The organism is Citrobacter sp. Cpo074, assembly GCF_030332745.1.
Taxonomy (GTDB): Bacteria; Pseudomonadota; Gammaproteobacteria; order Enterobacterales; family Enterobacteriaceae; genus Citrobacter; species Citrobacter portucalensis.
This window is the reverse complement of sequence record NZ_JAOWHG010000022.1, coordinates 37,306-53,507: the sequence shown is the minus strand read 5'-3', so window position 1 is coordinate 53,507 and position 16,202 is coordinate 37,306. Positions and strand designations below refer to the sequence as shown.

Annotated in this window: 14 protein-coding genes and 4 tRNA genes; 5 read left to right on the top strand and 13 right to left on the bottom strand. The window is 54.2% G+C overall.

The window, feature by feature from the left end; all coding sequences use genetic code 11:
* Positions 1-57 precede the first annotated feature (57 nt).
* The 7 genes from ysgD to lptM form a co-directional block, all read right to left on the bottom strand.
* Positions 58-114, bottom strand: coding sequence for a YsgD/CorL family protein (ysgD, locus tag OGX83_RS00935; RefSeq protein ID WP_212723238.1), 57 nt, complete (start codon positions 112-114; stop codon positions 58-60).
* Between the two features lie 247 nt (positions 115-361).
* Positions 362-2,524, bottom strand: a complete 2,163-nt coding sequence (uvrD, locus tag OGX83_RS00930; protein WP_003828957.1) for a DNA helicase II — start codon at positions 2,522-2,524, stop codon at positions 362-364.
* 88 nt (positions 2,525-2,612) lie between these two features.
* Positions 2,613-3,329: a 5-amino-6-(5-phospho-D-ribitylamino)uracil phosphatase YigB gene (yigB, locus tag OGX83_RS00925; protein WP_286587232.1), complete on the bottom strand. Its 717-nt coding sequence runs from the start codon at positions 3,327-3,329 to the stop codon at positions 2,613-2,615.
* Positions 3,329-4,231, bottom strand: coding sequence for a tyrosine recombinase XerC (gene xerC / locus OGX83_RS00920; protein ID WP_032945700.1), 903 nt, complete (start codon positions 4,229-4,231; stop codon positions 3,329-3,331). Before xerC ends, yigB begins: the two co-directional genes overlap by 1 nt.
* The gene (locus OGX83_RS00915) at positions 4,228-4,935 is read right to left on the bottom strand and encodes a DUF484 domain-containing protein (protein ID WP_008787084.1); all 708 of its coding nucleotides are present in this window, start codon (positions 4,933-4,935) and stop codon (positions 4,228-4,230) included. Before OGX83_RS00915 ends, xerC begins: the two co-directional genes overlap by 4 nt.
* Positions 4,932-5,756, bottom strand: a complete 825-nt coding sequence (gene dapF, locus OGX83_RS00910) for a diaminopimelate epimerase (protein WP_003017933.1) — start codon at positions 5,754-5,756, stop codon at positions 4,932-4,934. Before dapF ends, OGX83_RS00915 begins: the two co-directional genes overlap by 4 nt.
* Before the next feature lie 49 nt (positions 5,757-5,805).
* Positions 5,806-6,009: an LPS translocon maturation chaperone LptM gene (gene lptM, locus OGX83_RS00905; protein WP_003017937.1), complete on the bottom strand. Its 204-nt coding sequence runs from the start codon at positions 6,007-6,009 to the stop codon at positions 5,806-5,808.
* Positions 6,010-6,147: 138 nt separating this feature from the next.
* On the opposite strand from lptM, the gene cyaY reads away from it, so the two are divergent.
* A complete protein-coding gene (cyaY, locus tag OGX83_RS00900; protein ID WP_003828967.1) occupies positions 6,148-6,468 on the top strand; it encodes an iron donor protein CyaY in 321 nt (106 codons plus the stop codon).
* 75 nt (positions 6,469-6,543) lie between these two features.
* Here the strand turns inward: cyaY and cyaA are convergent, their stop codons facing one another.
* Positions 6,544-9,090, bottom strand: a complete 2,547-nt coding sequence (gene cyaA, locus OGX83_RS00895; protein WP_032934207.1) for a class I adenylate cyclase — start codon at positions 9,088-9,090, stop codon at positions 6,544-6,546.
* A 394-nt stretch (positions 9,091-9,484) separates the two neighbouring features.
* Here cyaA and hemC point away from each other — a divergent pair, with 394 nt between their 5' ends.
* Genes hemC through hemY form a run of 4 tightly spaced genes read left to right on the top strand, consistent with a single transcriptional unit; the run spans position 9,485 to position 13,568 of the window.
* Positions 9,485-10,426, top strand: coding sequence for a hydroxymethylbilane synthase (gene hemC / locus OGX83_RS00890; RefSeq protein ID WP_286587231.1), 942 nt, complete (start codon positions 9,485-9,487; stop codon positions 10,424-10,426).
* On the top strand, positions 10,423-11,163 hold the full coding sequence (gene hemD, locus OGX83_RS00885; protein ID WP_003828974.1) for a uroporphyrinogen-III synthase: 741 nt from the start codon (positions 10,423-10,425) through the stop codon (positions 11,161-11,163). The genes hemC and hemD overlap by 4 nt, the downstream gene beginning before the upstream one ends.
* A gap of 21 nt (positions 11,164-11,184) precedes the next feature.
* Complete coding sequence (gene hemX / locus OGX83_RS00880; protein ID WP_111466301.1) at positions 11,185-12,366, top strand: uroporphyrinogen-III C-methyltransferase; 1,182 nt, start codon at positions 11,185-11,187, stop codon at positions 12,364-12,366.
* Positions 12,367-12,368: 2 nt separating this feature from the next.
* Positions 12,369-13,568, top strand: a complete 1,200-nt coding sequence (gene hemY, locus OGX83_RS00875; protein WP_153754011.1) for a protoheme IX biogenesis protein HemY — start codon at positions 12,369-12,371, stop codon at positions 13,566-13,568.
* A gap of 454 nt (positions 13,569-14,022) precedes the next feature.
* Here the strand turns inward: hemY and OGX83_RS00870 are convergent.
* The 5 genes from OGX83_RS00870 to thrP all read right to left on the bottom strand — a co-directional run bounded on the left by OGX83_RS00870 (position 14,023) and on the right by thrP (position 15,943).
* Positions 14,023-14,099 (bottom strand) — tRNA-Pro (locus tag OGX83_RS00870).
* Between the two features lie 41 nt (positions 14,100-14,140).
* Positions 14,141-14,226 (bottom strand) — tRNA-Leu (locus OGX83_RS00865).
* 20 nt (positions 14,227-14,246) lie between these two features.
* Positions 14,247-14,322: transfer RNA gene (locus OGX83_RS00860), tRNA-His, on the bottom strand.
* A gap of 56 nt (positions 14,323-14,378) precedes the next feature.
* Positions 14,379-14,455 (bottom strand) — tRNA-Arg (locus tag OGX83_RS00855).
* Between the two features lie 102 nt (positions 14,456-14,557).
* Positions 14,558-15,943: a bifunctional threonine/serine APC transporter ThrP gene (thrP, locus tag OGX83_RS00850; protein WP_003828980.1), complete on the bottom strand. Its 1,386-nt coding sequence runs from the start codon at positions 15,941-15,943 to the stop codon at positions 14,558-14,560.
* Between the last annotated feature and the right edge of the window lie 259 nt (positions 15,944-16,202).

The following is a 16,202-nucleotide window of genomic DNA, read 5'->3' as shown; positions in this document are numbered from 1 at the left end:
AGGAAAAAACAGAAGGTCGCTGACAACCGCGAAGGCTATCAGCAAAAAGGGATAGCCTTAGGAGTTGATCCTGGATGACAGGATAATGAGCCAGTATCTACTGGGTGTGTCCAAGGCGAATGTCCTCTTAGCGTAATCGTGCGCGCATGTTACGCCAGCAAAATTTTGACGTCAACACGCAACGGATGGCGAAAAAGTAATAATTTCCCCTTATACAGAAAGGTTAGCAGAGGGGAATTATTTATCTATGATTTCAGAATATTAACCGACAGATAGCCGGATGGCGGCTTCGCCTTATCCGGCCTACAAATCAAAATATTACGTTCCGCGTAGGCCTGATAAGCGCAGCGACATCAGGCGATCATACCGTTTCCAGTCTGGCGTAGGCGGCAACCAGCCATTTGATTCCCTGCCCCTGGAACGCGACCTGCAAACGACTGTGTTCGCCGCTTCCTTCCAGGTTGACGATAGTGCCCTCGCCAAATTTAGCGTGGCGCACTCGCTGGCCGAGCTTATAGCCGGTATCATTTTCCGCCATTGGCGTACCCATCCGCTGATGGCTCACCGGTCGGCTGACAGTGGCGCGCAGGCGAACCTCTTCAACACACGCTTCCGGCAGTTCGCCGATAAAGCGCGACGGACGATGGTAAACCTCTTTGCCGTACAGACGACGCGTTTCGGCGTAGGTCAGCGTCAGCTTTTGCATTGCACGGGTCACGCCTACGTAAGCCAGGCGGCGCTCTTCTTCGAGGCGACCACCTTCGTCCAGCGACATCTGGCTGGGGAACATACCTTCTTCCATCCCGACGATAAACACCTGCGGGAACTCCAGACCTTTCGCCGAGTGCAGCGTCATCAACTGTACCGCGTCCTGCCAGGTATCCGCCTGCCCTTCGCCCGCTTCCAGCGCAGCGTGAGACAGGAACGCCTGCAGCGGCATTAAGTCTTCGTCTTCTTCGTTGTAGCTGAACTGGCGCGTTGCCGTCACCAGTTCGTCTAAGTTTTCGATACGCGTCTGGCCTTTCTCACCTTTTTCCTGCTCGTACATCATGCGCAGGCCGGAGTCTTTAATCACCCGGTCAGTCTGCACGTGCAGCGGCATATCGGCGGTCTCCTGCGCCAGTGCGTCAATCAGCTCCATAAAGCGCTGTAAGGCGCTGGCGGCGCGACCAGCGAGGGCTTTTTCCTGCAACAGCTCACGACAGGCCTGCCACAACGTTAGCTGGCGGTCACGGGAGGTCTGACGCACCACATCTAAAGTACGATCGCCAATCCCGCGGGTGGGCGTATTCACCACACGTTCAAATGCGGCGTCGTCATTGCGGTTGGCGATCAGGCGCAGGTAAGAGAGCGCATCTTTGATTTCCTGGCGTTCGAAGAAACGCATCCCGCCATAAATCCGATACGGCATGCTGGCCTGTAACAACGCCTCTTCCAGTACGCGCGACTGGGCGTTGCTGCGATAAAGAATAGCGCATTGCTCCAGCGCACCACCGTTGTCCTGCCAGGTCTTGATACGATTGACCACAAAGCGCGCTTCATCGAGTTCGTTGAACGCGCAGTACAGCGAGATCGGTTCGCCGTCGACGCCATCGGTCCACAGCTTTTTACCCAGACGCCCGTTGTTGTTTTCAATCAGGGCGTTGGCCGCGCTGAGGATATTGTTAGTCGAGCGGTAGTTCTGCTCCAGGCGAATAGTTTCTGCGCCGGGGAAATCCGTGAGAAAGCGCTGGATGTTCTCCACCTGCGCTCCGCGCCAGCCGTAGATTGACTGATCGTCATCACCGACGATCATTACCTTGCCGGTATCGCCCGCCAGCAGGCGGATCCACGCGTACTGAATGTTGTTGGTATCCTGAAATTCGTCCACCAGGATATTGGTAAAACGTTCGCGGTAGTGCTGCAGGATATGCGGTTTGTTGAGCCACAGCTCGTGGGCGCGCAGCAGCAGCTCGGCGAAATCCACCAGCCCCGCGCGGTCACACGCTTCCTGGTAAGCCTGATACACTTTCTGCCAGGTTTGCTCAACCGGGTTGCCGTAGCTTTGCAGATGATGCGGACGCAGCCCTTCGTCTTTCTGGCTGTTGATGAACCACATCGCCTGACGCGGTGGCCACTGCTTCTCATCAAGGTTCATCGCCTTGATCAGACGCTTGAGCAAACGCAGTTGGTCTTCACTGTCGAGGATCTGAAAATCCTGCGGCAGGTTCGCATCCATATGGTGCGCGCGCAGCAGACGGTGGGCCAGACCGTGGAATGTACCTACCCACATACCGCCCTGGCTGGTTCCCATGATCTGGCCGATACGGTGGCGCATTTCCGCCGCCGCTTTGTTGGTAAAGGTCACCGCCATAATGGAGTACGGCGAGTTGTTCTCAACCGTCAGTAACCAGGCGATACGGTGCACCAGCACGCGCGTTTTACCACTCCCCGCGCCTGCCAGAACCAGCATGTTGCTGCGTGGCGCGGCCACCGCTTCACGCTGTTTATCATTAAGGCTGTCGAGCAGGTAAGAAACGTCCATTGGCACCGCCGCGTAAAAGTAGGTAAGGCGGATAAGCGTAGCGCCATCCGCCAAAAAGCTGGGTATATATACAGAGTTCTGCTGGTGATTATATCAGCGAGGTCAGAGATGCCAACTGTGAAATTTCGATATGCGGAAGCAAACGACTGTCTGCGGTTTGCATCAGGTCGGCATTTTCCGGTTTGATCCAGCAGGCCTGCATACCACAACGGATGGCGCCCGCGACGTCCGTCGTCAGGTCATCACCCACGTGCAGAATCTCACCCCCAGGCATTTTCAGTTTTTCCGCCGCCAACGTGTACATGTCGCTAAACGGTTTTGATCGTCCGTCGGGACCGGCACGCAGCACAAACTCAAAGTAATCACCCAGGCCAAACAGTTCCGGCTGCGCGTTACCGTTGGTGATCGCCACCAGCGGCCATTTGCGGGCCAGCGCCTTCAGCGTGTCATGCGTCGTCTGCGGGACTTCAATGCGGCTACGCCATTTGGCAAAATTCATCATCGCCGCATTCGCCCCCATTCTGGCTTCTGCCGCTGACAACCCCGCCTCCAGCATAGCGCGCTCTACGGCACGGTGACGCCATTGGGTAACATCGTGGTAGATTTCCGGCTCGGCGTCACGAACGGCCTGACGTAAGTGCTGTAGGTCGCTATTTTGCAGCGAATTCAACGCCGGATGGTAATTCTGTACAAACGCGAGCGCTTCCTGCTCGGTGCGTGTGATAACGGGACGGTTATCGTAAAGGGTGTCATCAAGGTCAAAGGTGAGCGCAGAAATGCGCCCCAAAGGCCGGTAAAAACGCATTATTTCCCCCGTTTGGCGCGCGGATGCGCCGCATCGTACACTGAAGCCAGGTGTTGAAAATCAAGATGGGTATAGATTTGAGTCGTGGAGAGATTGGCATGACCCAATAACTCCTGCACTCCGCGCAGATCGCCGCTCGACTCCAGCATATGCGTCGCAAAGGAGTGACGCAATTTGTGGGGATGTACGTGGCTGTTCAGCCCCTGCTTGATACCCCATTCAGCAAAGCGTTTCTGCACATTACGCGCCGAGATGCGTTTGCCCAGTTTGGACAGAAATAGCGCATCGTCATCGCTGCCAAATAGCCCGCGTAGATCCAGCCAGTGCTCAATCCACGCCACCGCGTTGCGACCAATCGGCAGGCGACGCTCTTTACTGCCCTTACCCATCACCCACACTTCGCCGGTGTCGAGGTCGAGATGTTTAATATCCAGCCCAACCAACTCAGATAAACGCAGACCCGCGCCGTACATCACTTCCAGCATTGCTCTATCGCGCACGGCAAGGGGATCGTTGAGATCGATATCCAGCAGACGATTAACATCGTCGACATCGATGTTTTTAGGGAGATGACGCGGTGCTTTCGGCGCGGAAACGCTTTTTGCCGGATTGGCTTTCAGCTCGCCCTGATTAACCAGCCAGTCGAAGAAACTGCGTAACGCGGAGAGACGCAGCGCCAGACTCGCCGGCCCCAGTCCTTTACGACGGCTGCGAACAGCAAAGCTACGTACCATCGCAGCATCACATTGTTGCCAGCTTTGCAGACCGGTCTCTCCGGCTAACGCAATGATGGCATCAAGCTGACGCTGATAATTAAGCAATGTGATCGGGCTAAGCTGACGCTCAACGCCCAGATAGCGCAAAAAGCGCGCCACATCCTGAGAAAGGGGTGAATCGGTCATACGCGTTCAATCCAGCGCTCCAGCAGTTCCGGCAACATCAGCGAGATTTCCTGCAGCAATTGCGTGCCTTGTCCCTGCTGGTAATGATTAACGTCACGGCTGCTAAACAGCATCACGCCCAGAGAGCCATCTTGCCCGAGCATCGACATCGCCACCGAGCCTATGGCTTTCGCCTCCGGCATCATGACCAGCAATTCCGGACCATTGAGCGGCCCAAGATAGTGCTGTGACTGACCCAGACGCTGGATACGCAGCGGTTCAAAAGCCTGACGGCTTAATGCCAGATGGGTGAATTTTGATGGCGCGCCAAGTCGCCAGCGATCCGGGAACAGACGAACCGTCGCTCCGGCCAGCCCTAACTCACGCGCCCAGCGATGAAATCGCATCAGCATGTCGTCAAGACTGCTGGCCGACACCAGCCGCCCTTGCAGATTTAACAGACGATAGAACAGGCTTTCATTGGCGTTGGCTTGTTCCATCAACAACGCCATGTTCTCTTCCAGCACGTTAATATGATTACGTGCCCGCGCCATATGCCATTCCACTAAAGAGACCGTGCCCCGCACTGGGTGCGGAACTCGCATCGCTTCAACGGCCTGGGCATTACGGATAAAAAACTCAGGATTACGTTGCAGGTAATCGACGACCGCCCGGTCGTCCAGCTCCATGAGCGTTTCCTGTAGTTCTTCCCCTGGTTGCTTCATAAGTGAATAAATCCGTCGTAGACATGTGCCGCCGGGCCAGTCATATACAGCGGATGACCCGGACCTTTCCAGGCGATATCAAGTCGACCGCCCGGTAATTCCACCCTCACTTCTTCTGCCAGCAGACCCTGCTGGATACCGACCGCAACGGCAGCGCACGCACCGCTGCCGCAGGCCTGCGTTTCACCCGCACCGCGCTCATAGACGCGCAGTCGGATATGCTCGCGTTTTACCACCTGCATAAATCCGATATTGGCGCGTTCAGGGAAGCGTTCGTGGCTTTCCAGAACCGGTCCCAGTGTTTCTACCGTGGCCGTATCAACATCATCAACCTGAATCACGCAGTGCGGGTTCCCCATTGAAACCACGCCGCACAATACTGTCTGTTCGGCCGCGCGCATAATATAGGTCTTCTCTGCTTTGTTAGCGCGAAAAGGAACCTGCGAGGGTTCAAAATTGGGTTCGCCCATATTCACCCGCACCAGCTCGTCGTCGGTTACTGTTAATACCATACGACCATTCGCGGTACTGACGCGAATATCACGTTTATTAGTCAGCCCTTTCAGGCGAACAAAACGGGCAAAACAGCGGGCGCCATTGCCACACTGTGACACTTCACTGCCGTCGGCATTAAAAATACGGTAGTGGAAATCCAGCTCCGGATCATACGGAGGCTCAACCACCAGCAGTTGATCAAATCCAACGCCGAGATGTCTGTCGGCCAGGCGGCGGATCAGCTCTGGTGAGAAAAAGACATTCTGCGTTACCGCGTCGACGACCATAAAATCGTTGCCAAGGCCATGCATTTTAGAGAATTGCATCATTCACTCCGTTCACGCGGGTACAGAAATGTAAAATCTATTCCTGCCGTTAGTAATTCACCTGAGAAGGCCCATCACTAATCCCACGATCGTTTTTCTCAGGCGTGGTGGATTGCGATTGCGGCTGAACGCTCTTGGTCGGAGGCGGCGCGGTTTTATCAGCTGGCGGGAAATAGAGCGGGCCTTTTAACCCACAGCCCGTCAGGCTGAACAGAGTAAAAATGACAGCGAGTGGCTTTAACACGTTTTTCATTATGGATTGCCTGTAAAGTTCATGCTTTCTGTTTTCTATCATCGCAGGAGAAGGCGTAAAAGCAAGAGTTTGGCTAAAAACTGCATCGCGATTTATTCCACGTTATACTGCGGGCATCACGAAAAATAGGATAAGAAAATGAACGACAGTGAATTTCATCGCCTTGCTGACACCCTTTGGATGACCATTGAAGAACGTCTGGATGACTGGGATGGCGACAGCGATATCGATTGTGAGATCAACGGCGGCGTGCTGACCATCAGCTTCGAAAACGGCAGCAAAATTATCATTAACCGTCAGGAGCCGCTCCACCAGGTGTGGCTGGCGACCAAACAGGGCGGCTACCACTTTGACCTGAAAGGCGACGAATGGATCTGCGACCGAAGCGGCGAAACGTTCTGGGATCTGTTGGAACAAGCGGCAACGCAGCAGGCGGGTGAAGAGGTGAGCTTCCGCTAAGCTTTAGTGCCGGATGCGCTTTGCTTATCCGGCCTACTTTAGCCCGGTAAGCGTCGCGCCACCGGGCAAGTTAACTCACGAGAAATACTGCTGTAACAGCGGCGTGTCGTTGTCCTGACTGGCTGGCGGAACGGCGCTAATCGGCTGGGTGCGGAACGGAATCACCTGCGCGCGCCCGTCGGTTTTCACAATCTGATAGAACTGCGGCAGGTTAAAGTTGATGAAGCTGGAGCCGTAGGTAAAACGATCGTGCGACGATGAGTAGAAACGGCTGACGTCGCGTACCAACTCCTCTTTGCTACCTTCGCAGTGGTGATACACCTCAGCCCGATTGCTTTCGTCCAGAATGTAGATATTAAAGCCCTGCTCATCACCCGTTTCTTCGAAAAAGAACTGAATAATCCCTTCGCTGGCAAAACCGTCGACCACCGACGGCAGTTTCACATGGTTGGTCTCAACCTGGACGGAAAGCCCGTGCAGTTTGTTATGTGAAATCGCGCCATAGAATTCAATTGCGTTTTCCAGCTTCTGTACCGAAACGTTCAGGCGCTCGAAGAACAATCCCCACGTCTGGCCGGAAACACGCAGCGCTTTGAAACGTCCGGTTTCCTGACGGGTGCTGGAGAGGCGTAATTCGATGCACTCAGACACCAGTTGCTGGACGCGGGTGCGAATTAAACCGCGCAGATGCTGGCTATAGCAGAAGACCTCGACGCTATCTGGCGGCGCGGCATCCTGGTGCATTTTGCCCAGAATCGTTTTTAACGCTTCAATCATCGCCTGCTCGCCGTTGAAGTGCAGCGTACGCACTTCATTCCACGAGTTGCGGTACAGCAGGTCGACGCTTCCTACCAGGCAATTTTGCTCTTCGCCAAAGCTGAAGACGTCCAGCTTACGGAAATCAAAATGCACCACCTGATTGCGAAATGCTGCCGTTGGGTCATATTCGAGGTTAACGATAATCGCCAGATGGCGAATTTCGCATGGGCTATAGAGCGCTTTCGGCGTTGGTGCAGGCAGCCGCAGCGGGAAGTGGTGCGACACGTCGGCGACCATTTCCTGCAGCTTCGGCAAATCAACAATGCCGTTGCCCTTAATAAACAAATGCGTACGCGAGGTCAGCAGGCCGTTGAACCAGGCCCACGCCACCAGCTTGTTGAGATAGCGGTTATATTCCAGCGGCTGATGGCTGATGATCGAGTCCATGTTCGGCGCGCGGTTGTAGAGATACCAACCTGAACGGTTGGCACGACCCGGCGGTACATGGATAAAGGTCAGATTCGGTTCCGAGAGATCCGGAGATATCTGTGGGTTCACCAGCGTGACTTTACCCGGCAACGCTTCAAACGCGGCATACAGCTTACGGGTCAGCACGCCGATATCCTGCGGGCTGGCGCTGACGCTGAGGTTATTGCGCCGCGCAAAGCGGATCAGATTACGATAGCTCTGCATCATCGCATCGAGCAGTTCGTTATGCGCTTCGCGTACCTGGTCAATCTTCCAGTTAGCGCGGTTATCCAGCATGGTCAGACGGGCGTCATCCCAGCCCCACTCTTTCACTAACTGACTTAATACTTCACGACGCCAGCCCACGCAGGCGCGCTCACGGCTCAGTTTCTCACACACTTTTAAGTAGAAACATCGACGCACTAAATCCAGGCGCGTCGGATCTTCGATCGCCGTGAGGTACTCGGTAACGCGCTCCAGCATCATGCAGTAAGGGTCGAGACCAAAAGAGACGATCTCGCCATCGTGCAGGCGCTGTTTAATGTCTTTCGCCAACAGGCGTGGATTCGGGTATTCCCAGGAATAAGCTTCCAGCAGCAGCGTTTTCAGCACCGCTTTGTACGGGGAGTCGATACTCTTGTACAACTGCCAGAGGCTGGCGCCAAAGTACTCTTCGGCGGAAAGCGAACTGAGCCCGCCGAGATCCAGCCATTCGTTTGGCGTTAGCACCCCCTGTGCGTAGAGCGTCATGACGTAATCGTCGTAATGCTCTTCTTCGTCGCCCGGCACCATATTCCACAGAATACGTTTACCCGCGAGGCGCACAGCGGTGCGATAGAATTCATCAAGCAACAGGATATGCTGCGTCGAGCCACAGTCTTCACCACCAAGACTGCCGCTTTCATTGTGACGGAAACGGTTTTCATCAATCAGGAAGAAACTGACTTCTACGCCTAGCGAGGCGGCCCAGCTTTCCAGCAGGCTACATTTTCGCTGCAGCAGCTGGCGCTCTTCGCTATCCAGCCAGGATTGATGGCAGACCCAGATATCAAGGTCAGAGGAACAGCTTTGCCCTACCGAAGAGGTGCTGCCCATTGAGTAAACGCCGGTGATCGGCAGTTCGCCCTTGGGAGGATCCTGCGGCGACATACCGCGGTACAGTTCCAGTTCGTTCAGGTAGTGGCGTTGGGTTTCATCAGGCGTGTAAAAGCATATGCCTTTGGGAACGTTACCATCGAGGTAACCCGGCATCAGCGGATGGTGGTAGTGCAATAATGTCGGCAGCAGACTGTATACCTGCTGGAAGGCAGGTCCCATGGCAGCAAGCGCGCGATCCACACGCAGTTGATTTATGGCATCCAGTCTCTGTTTCAGAGTCTCAATATAGAGGTACAAGACGTATCGCCTGATGTTGCTATCCGTCATGTTGTCGATTGCCGCGGCGCAAGCGCTCACAATAATCGCCATCAATTCGGATAAACCGTATGTCAAAAATAACCGTTACCTGTTTTTCGCCCATATTTTTTTATGCTGTTCAGCCGAAAAAATGGTCTAAAACGTGATCAATTTAACACCTTGCTCATTGACCGTAAAGAAAGATGCGCTACATACAAGTGTAGCACCGTTCGTTACGTGTAAATTCCTTCATACGGTCGGGAGGTTTCTCGTCATTATTCACTGCCAGTGATGATGCAGCGCCTTTTCCTCTCACTTACGTTTGAGCGTAACGCTGACATCCCTTTGATAAGGATGTTAGGATGGTCAATGATTGATAATGACGGTAACAAGCATGTTAGACAATGTTTTGAGAATTGCCACACGCCAAAGCCCCCTTGCGCTCTGGCAGGCACATTATGTCAAAGACGCCTTAATGGCAAACCACCCCGGTCTGATCGTGGAACTGGTTCCTATGGTAACCCGTGGCGATGTGATCCTTGATACCCCGCTGGCGAAGGTCGGGGGGAAAGGGTTGTTTGTTAAAGAGCTGGAAGTCGCGCTGCTGGAAAAACGCGCCGATATCGCTGTGCATTCCATGAAGGATGTGCCGGTTGAATTCCCTGACGGTCTTGGGCTGGTCACCATTTGTGAGCGAGAGGATCCGCGTGATGCTTTCGTCTCAAATAAGTACAACTCGCTGGATGAACTCCCCGCAGGCAGCATCGTCGGGACATCCAGTTTGCGCCGCCAGTGCCAGTTGGCGAAGCGTCGCCCGGATCTCGTCATCCGTTCGCTGCGCGGCAACGTAGGCACGCGCCTCAGCAAACTGGATAACGGCGATTATGACGCCATTATTCTGGCGGTCGCCGGATTAAAACGTTTAGGTCTTGAGTCGCGAGTCCGCACCGCTCTGCCGCCGGAAGTCTCCCTGCCCGCCGTCGGGCAAGGCGCAGTAGGCATAGAATGTCGACTCGACGATCTGCGCACTCAGGCGCTGTTAGCACCGCTCAACCATGAAGAGACAGCGCTACGCGTCAAAGCAGAACGCGCCATGAACACCCGCCTGGAAGGGGGATGTCAGGTACCTATTGGTAGCTATGCCGAAATCATCGACGGTGAGATTTGGCTACGTGCGCTGGTCGGCTCGCCTGACGGTTCACAGATGGTATGCGGAGAACGTCGCGGCGCCACACAGGATGCCGAACAGATGGGTATCTCTCTGGCAGAAGAACTGCTGGAGAACGGTGCGCGCGCCATTCTGGCGGAAGTTTATAACGGAGAAGCCCCCGCATGAGTATTCTGGTCACCCGCCCGTCTCCCGCAGGGGAAGAGTTAGTGAGCCGACTGCGCACACTGGGGCAGGTGGCCTGGAGTTTTCCGCTCATCGAGTTTTCACCTGGTCGGGAGCTGGCAACGGTTGCTTCCCGACTGTCGGCGCTGACGGAGAACGATCTGGTCTTCGCCCTCTCGCAGCACGCCGTTACCTTTGCAGATGCCGAACTCCGCCAGCAAGAGAAAAGCTGGCCATCCCTTCCACGTTATTTTGCCATTGGCCGTACAACGGCGCTGGCGCTGCATACTGTTAGCGGCTTCAATATTCACTACCCTCTGGATCGGGAAATTAGCGAAGTCTTGCTACAATTACCTGAATTACAAAATATTGCGGGAAAACGCGCGCTTATATTACGCGGCAACGGTGGCCGGGAGCTGATAGGTGAAACCCTGACGGCACGCGGAGCCGATGTCGATTTTTGTGAATGTTATCAACGCAGTGCAAAACATTACGATGGTGCGGAAGAAGCGATGCGCTGGCAATCCCGTGGCGTAACCACGGTGGTTGTCACCAGCGGAGAGATGCTACAACAGCTCTGGTCGCTCATTCCGCAGTGGTATCGTGAGCACTGGTTACTACGCTGTCGGCTGTTGGTCGTCAGTGAGCGTCTGGCGCACCTCGCCCGGGAACTGGGCTGGCAAGATATTAAGGTCGCTGATAACGCCGACAACGATGCGCTACTACGCGCATTACAATAACTCTCATAATGGGATGCCATAATGACGGAACAAGAAAAATCCTCCGCCGTGGTTGAAGAGACCAGGGAGGCCGTGGAAACCACGTCACAGCCAGTCAATACTGAAAAAAAGAGTAAGAACAGCACGGCGCTGATTCTGAGCGCTGTGGCGATTGCTATTGCGCTGGCTGCAGGCGTTGGGCTGTACGGCTGGGGGAAACAACAGGCAACAACACAAACGGCAACCAGCGATGCGCTGGCGAACCAGCTGACGGCGCTGCAAAAAGCGCAGGAAAGCCAAAAAGCTGAGCTGGAAGGCATTATTAAACAGCAGGCAACACAGCTGGATGAAGCCACTCGCCAGCAGGCCGCGCTGGTCAAACAGCTTGATGAAGTCCAGCAAAAAGTCGCCACCATCTCCGGCAGCGATGCGGGTACATGGCTGCTGGCGCAGGCTGATTTCCTGGTGAAACTGGCCGGTCGTAAATTATGGAGCGATCAGGATGTCACCACCGCCGCTGCGCTGTTGAAAAGCGCCGACGCCAGTCTGGCAGATATGAACGACCCGAGCTTAATTACCGCGCGACGTGCGATTACTGACGACATCGCGAGCCTGTCCGCGGTGACTCAGGTCGACTATGACGGCATTATCCTGAAAGTGAATCAGCTCTCTAATCAGATTGATAACCTGCGTCTGGCCGACAACGACACCGACGATTCTCCAATGGACTCTGACAGCAGCGAGCTTTCCAGTTCGATTAGTGAATGGCGCGTCAATCTGCAAAAAAGCTGGCAGAACTTTATGGACAGCTTCATCACTATTCGCCGTCGTGATGAAACCGCCGTCCCGCTGCTGGCGCCGAACCAGGACGTGTACTTACGTGAGAACATCCGTTCTCGTCTGTTAGTAGCCGCCCAGGCCGTGCCGCGTCATCAGGAAGAAACATATCGCCAGGCGCTGGAAAATGTCTCCACATGGGTGCGTGCTTACTACGACACCGACGATGCAGCGACCAAAGCGTTCCTTGAAGAAGTAGACCAGCTGAGCCAGCAAAGCATCAGTATGGATATTCCGGAAACGCTGCAGAGCCAGGCTATTCTCGACAAGTTAATGCAGACCCGCGTACGTAATTTACTGGCGCAGCCTGCCACAGCACCGGTAGCAGTAGCACCTGCGCCAGCGCCTTCGACAGATGCTCCGGCAACCGCGCCGCAAGGAGAATAATGATGCTAAAAGTATTGTTGCTCTTTGTGCTGTTGATCGCCGGGATCGTCGTCGGTCCGATGATAGCCGGTCATCAGGGTTACGTGCTGATCCAGACGGATAACTACAATATCGAAACCAGCGTGACGGGCCTGGTGATCATCCTGATCGTCGCCATGGTCGTCCTGTTTGCGATTGAATGGCTGTTGCGCCGAATTTTCCGCACCGGCGCACATACCCGTGGGTGGTTTGTGGGTCGTAAGCGTCGTCGCGCCCGTAAACAGACCGAACAGGCCCTACTCAAACTGGCGGAAGGTGACTATCAGCAGGTTGAGAAGCTGATGTCGAAAAATGCCGATCATGCAGAACAGCCGGTAGTGAATTACCTGCTGGCGGCAGAAGCGGCTCAGCAGCGCGGTGACGAAGCGCGCGCCAACCAACACCTTGAGCGTGCTACCGAACTGGCCGGAAATGATACGATCCCGGTAGAAATCGCTCGCGTTCGCCTGCAACTGGCGCGTAATGAAAATCACGCTGCACGCCACAGCGTAGACAAACTGCTGGAAGTGACGCCACGTCATCCGGAAGTGCTGCGTCTGGCTGAGCAGGCCTACATTCGCACCGGCGCATGGAGTTCCTTGCTGGATATCATCCCATCCATGGCAAAAGCGCATGTGGGTGATGACGAGCACCGCGCCATGCTGGAACAACAGGCATGGGTTGGCTTGATGGATCAAGTCCGCGCCGATCAGGGCAGCGAGGGGCTGCGTGCATGGTGGAAAAACCAGAGCCGTAAAACCCGTCATCAGGTTGCCCTGCAGGTGGCGATGGCTGAACATCTGATTGAGTGTGACGATCACGATACGGCGCAGCAGGTCATCATTGATGGTTTGAAACGTCAGTACGATGACCGCCTGGTGCTGCCGATCCCGCGTCTGAAAACCAATAATCCGGAACAGATAGAAAAAGTGCTGCGCCAGCAGATTAAAGCCGTGGGCGATCGCCCGTTGCTGTGGAGTACGCTGGGTCAGTCGTTAATGAAGCATGGGGAATGGCAGGAAGCTACGCTCGCCTTCCGTGCTGCTCTCAAACAGCGCCCGGATGCCTATGACTACGCCTGGCTTGCTGACGCGCTGGACAGACTGCACCAGCCGGAAGAAGCCGCCACCATGCGCCGTGATGGCCTGATGTTGACGCTGCAGAACAACAATCCCCCGCAGTAATTCCCTCTTGCCCGGTGGCGCCTCGCTTACCGGGCCTACATATTTTTCAATCGCATAAACAAAATCCTTCGAGAAGTCACTTGAAGGATTTTGTTTATGCATAAAAAAACGCCCGCTCGGTAAGGAGCAGGCGTTAAACAGGTCTGTATGACAACATAAATGGGTGCTTCACTCAACGTTATGTCCATGGTGTTTGATGAGGCCTGAGCGACATCTGTCTGTGGACGATAAGCACCGTAAACGGCTCTGCATCATTCCTGAGTTTATGAGGCCAGATGGCGAACATAAGAGATGGAATGAGCATCTACCCGCATATTATTGCACAACGCATGCCACGATTGCACTGCAAAAACCAGGTATTCGGACTTTTTAAGACTTCAGGAAATTCGCAGATGCGCAGGCTAAGAAGGGAAAATCTGAAAACAAAAAACCCCGCCGAAGCGGGGTTCAAAATTGGTCGGCGAGAGAGGATTCGAACCTCCGACCCACTGGTCCCAAACCAGTTGCGCTACCAAGCTGCGCTACTCGCCGTTTTACTGCTTTTTGAATTTTTAGTTCAATTCTTTAAGTCGTGGTGCGAGGGGGGGGACTCGAACCCCCACATCCTAAGGACACTAACACCTGAAGCTAGCGCGTCTACCAATTCCGCCACCTTCGCATTTCACAACTTTAAATTAATGGGGTGGCTAATGGGATTCGAACCCACGACAACTGGAATCACAATCCAGGGCTCTACCAACTGAGCTATAGCCACCACTGCAAATCTTTTACGCGGTATTAAAACCACCGCAGCTCTGGCACCCTACTAAATGGTGCGCCCGACAGGATTCGAACCTGAGACCTCTGCCTCCGGAGGGCAGCGCTCTATCCAGCTGAGCTACGGGCGCTTAGCGCCGTTGCGGGGCTGGATATTACGGAGGTCTCGGTCTTCTGTCTAGTGCTTTTTTAAAATAAATTATCGTTTGGTCATGGTTTGTGCGTTTTGTCGCTTATTCCCGCAATTTATGGGCTGTGCCATGACGATTCAGACCAAAAACCTTATAAATGAGCGTCACGGCCAGTAAGAAACCCATGCCAACAAAAAGCGACATTCGGGTATCTTCATTAAAGTACATGCCAATTAATACGCAAATCAGGAACGCCATCGTCAAATAATTCGCCCACGGGAACAGAATGGAGCGGAATGGATGACTGGCAATCGCCGCTTTATGCGCCTGACGGAAACGCAACTGGCTTATCAGGATCACAAACCACGGCACCATCCCCGGCAACACGCTGGCGCTATAGACATAAACAAACACGCGCTGCGGGTTAGGAATGATGTAGTTCAGGCATGAGCCAATCAGCAGGATCGCGATAGAAATAGCCACTCCGGCAACCGGCACGCCATGGCGTGATACTTTTCCAACAACGGCAGGAAGCTGGCGATTCTTTGCCAGCGCGTAGAGCATACGCCCACAACTGTACATGCCGCTGTTACAGCCTGACAGCGCCGCCGTCAGCACCACAAAGTTAATAATCCCTGCCGCAGCAGTAATACCAATCTTGGCAAAGGTGAGCACAAACGGGCTGCCGTTGCTGCCAATCTCATTCCACGGGAAAATAGTGACGATGACAAAAATCGCACCAACGTAGAAAATCAGAATGCGCCACAACACTTTACCCACCGCGCTACGCAGCGTGACCTGTGGATTCTTCGCTTCCCCTGCAGTGATGCCGATCAGCTCCACGCCCTGGTAAGACGCCACAACAATACACAATGCCGTCAGGAAGCCCTTCCAGCCCCCAGCAAAGAAGCCACCGTGCTCGGTCAGGTTGCCAAAACCAATCGCCTGGCCACCATTGCCAAAGCCGAAGAAAATCACCCCAACCCCAATGACAATCATCACAATGATGGTGGTCACTTTGATCATGGCAAACCAGAACTCAATTTCACCATACAGGCGAACCGCAGCGAGGTTTGCCAACGCAACCAGTCCGACCGCGATCAGTGCGGGTATCCATTGCGCCATTTCCGGAAACCAGAACTGCACATACACCCCGATGGCGGTAATCTCTGAGATCCCCACAGCCATCCACATAAACCAGTATGACCAGGCGGTGAGATAGCCAAAGAAGGGGCTCATATAACGGTGAGCGTAAACAGCGAATGAACCTGCAACCGGCTCGAGGAATAACATCTCCCCCATAGAACGCATAATGAAAAACACGAACAGCCCGGCGACGATATACGCCAGCAGAACCGAAGGTCCCGCCCATTTAAGGGTACTGGCGGCCCCCATAAATAGACCAACGCCAATAGTGCCCCCAAGGGCAATTAATTCGATGTGACGAGCCTCCAGCCCACGCTGTAGCTCAGGTTTGTTCTCAGCCATAAATCCTCTTGATGTGTTTGCATGCTGTCCGGTATTACCGGTTCTCGTTATGGGTACATCTTGTTATGCCATAACAGGCCATGCGGCACCGACCGCTTTACGGTTGGCGCCAAAAACACCACGGCACTGCAATGATTGTTGCGAATGGTTTCCTAAAATCGCTTAAATGGCAATTAAAGCATTCAAAAAATGAATAGATTGTGCGAGAAAGCAGCGATTATGTTGTGAATAAGTAGCGTAATTAGCAGATCACGCTACT